Here is a 1,969-nt window from a genome sequence, read left to right as displayed (position 1 = left end):
TAAGTACCTGTCCTTTCGTTCCCGTTACCGAGACTCCGGCATATCGTACAAGAGAGCCCAGACGAGCGACCTGGGTCCATAAAACGAGGAGAAAAGATGTCAAAGACCCAAAACGACGCACCTCAGCCGCCGCCCGAGCCGCCGCACCCGATGGCCTGCAGAGGTGGGAAGATCTGGACGCCTGGTTTGGGCCCGGCGGACTGCCCTGTCTGCGTTGCCTCCTCGCGCTAGCGCGCCTGCAGGCGAAGCACAACTAAGCGGTTAAAGAATGGCATACCGGGAGTAATAGACCGCATCTCGCGGTGTGCTAAATGGTTACCTGTATTTGAGATTCGCCAGCGCTATTCGCTGGCACATGCTGAGATACAGGAAAGCCTTGACGCGTAAGGACTCGTCGCAGTGAGCCCAAAGTGCATGACGTTTCCCGGTACAGCGACGGCGATCAGCTCGCCCAGGGGCTTCGCCGCAGACCTCCTGGCCGGCGATCCGCGCCTGGACGAGGTCGTGCTCATGCTGTCGGAAGTCGCGACCAATGCCGTCATGCATACGGCAACGGGCCAAGGTGGGACTTTCTTGGTGACGATAAGCAGCGGCCACCACGGCGAGCCCTTACGTGTCGAGGTTCATGATGACGGGGCCGATACACAACCGCAGGTGAATCAGAGCGGCGCCGACGAAACGCACGGCCGCGGCGTGGCCATCGTGGAGGCCTTGGCCTATCGGTGGGGCTGCGAGCCCTGCACGCACGGAACCAAGGTGTGGTTCGAGGCGGCCTGCCCCGGCGGCGTTGTCACCCAGTCCTAAGTGCCCGTAGAATCAAGGGTGATGCGGGGACGAGCGACCCCCGCCGAGACAGGAGAACTTCATGACCAATTCCCGCGACCTCGTCGTCGACCTCACCGCGCATCTCAGCGACACGCTGGGGAGCATCAGCGAGGAGACCAGGCAGTTCCTCGGGCTCTGCGAACCCACCTACGACACCAAGCAGCCGACGCTGATCAGAGCCTCGTTCGACCTCGACCAGGGGTACGTCCCCGGGCGGACCTGCATGCTGTTCTACAGACCCCAGAGCGACCCAAGCAGCCAGTACACCGTGAGCGTCGGCGCTCGCTGGCACGTGGGGCACGACGCCCAGCGCTACGTCAACACCGTCGGGGGCGTGTGCAGCAGCGGGCCCATCGGCGCCGAGCAGGTGGAACAGGAACTGCTCGCCGCCGCCGACTACACCGCGAAGTGGATGGCGTGATGGCGCCGCCGGCCGGAAAGGCGAACGCGATGAACGGACAAGCCCTGGCGGATGCCGTCGCCAGCCACCTGACCCCGATCGCCCGATCCTTAGGCGTGACAGGGATCAGCGCCCACGGAGACAACGCGAAAATCAGGATCGGCCCCGGCCGCGAAATCATGGTGATCAACACCCTCGGGGACAGCAACTATCCCCAGGACGACCGCGGGGACGGCGAGGGCCAGCACCTACTCGTGGTGTGGGATCGCAGACGAGGCAACGACTGGACCATCACCGCGACGTCCTACAACGCGGGCCACAGCACGATCCGGATGCAGGACATGGCGACGGCTGTCGCCGCGATCATCCAGCAGGCCGACCACGCCCCCCTCAGCAGGGCAGAGGCCGCCGCGCTCACCGGCACCCCGTGGTTCGTGCGCCTGGCCCGCTCGCTGCAGAGGGGGGATGACCAGTGACCACGGCGGCGGCAACATGGACCCCGGACGGCAGGGGTGTTCTCGCGGGCGGCGACGTCGGCGGCGACCATCAGTCAACCGAGGCGTTCAGCGTCCGGTACACCTGGCAGCGTCCCGACGGGCTGTACGCGCTGACCACGGTCTACACCTACGGCGAAAGGTCGGGCCGGCAGCACCGAATCACCACCCTGACCGAGACGATGGTGTGCCGAGACCTGAACGACCCGGGCGGCACCGAGGTGTGGTGCGCAACCGCATCGCCGGCGAC

The 1,969-nt window shown here is 65.5% G+C and carries 4 protein-coding genes; all 4 read left to right on the top strand.

Features of this window, described 5'->3' with window-relative positions:
- Positions 1-414 precede the first annotated feature (414 nt).
- Positions 415-804, top strand: coding sequence for an ATP-binding protein (locus AB0B89_RS36145; protein ID WP_358562222.1), 390 nt, complete (start codon positions 415-417; stop codon positions 802-804).
- Between the two features lie 61 nt (positions 805-865).
- Positions 866-1,246 (top strand): hypothetical protein, encoded by a 381-nt coding sequence (locus AB0B89_RS36140; RefSeq protein ID WP_358562219.1) that lies wholly within the window; start codon positions 866-868, stop codon positions 1,244-1,246.
- Positions 1,247-1,275: 29 nt separating this feature from the next.
- Complete coding sequence (locus AB0B89_RS36135; RefSeq protein WP_358562217.1) at positions 1,276-1,701, top strand: hypothetical protein; 426 nt, start codon at positions 1,276-1,278, stop codon at positions 1,699-1,701.
- On the top strand, positions 1,698-1,969 hold a 272-nt coding region (locus tag AB0B89_RS36130; protein ID WP_358562214.1), incomplete at its 3' end, for a hypothetical protein. The genes AB0B89_RS36135 and AB0B89_RS36130, both read left to right, overlap by 4 nt.

Source organism: Sphaerisporangium sp. NPDC049002 (assembly GCF_040649355.1).
GTDB lineage: Bacteria > Actinomycetota > Actinomycetes > Streptosporangiales > Streptosporangiaceae > Sphaerisporangium.
Note: the sequence above shows the minus strand (reverse complement) of the source record. Positions and strands in the feature narration are given on the sequence as shown.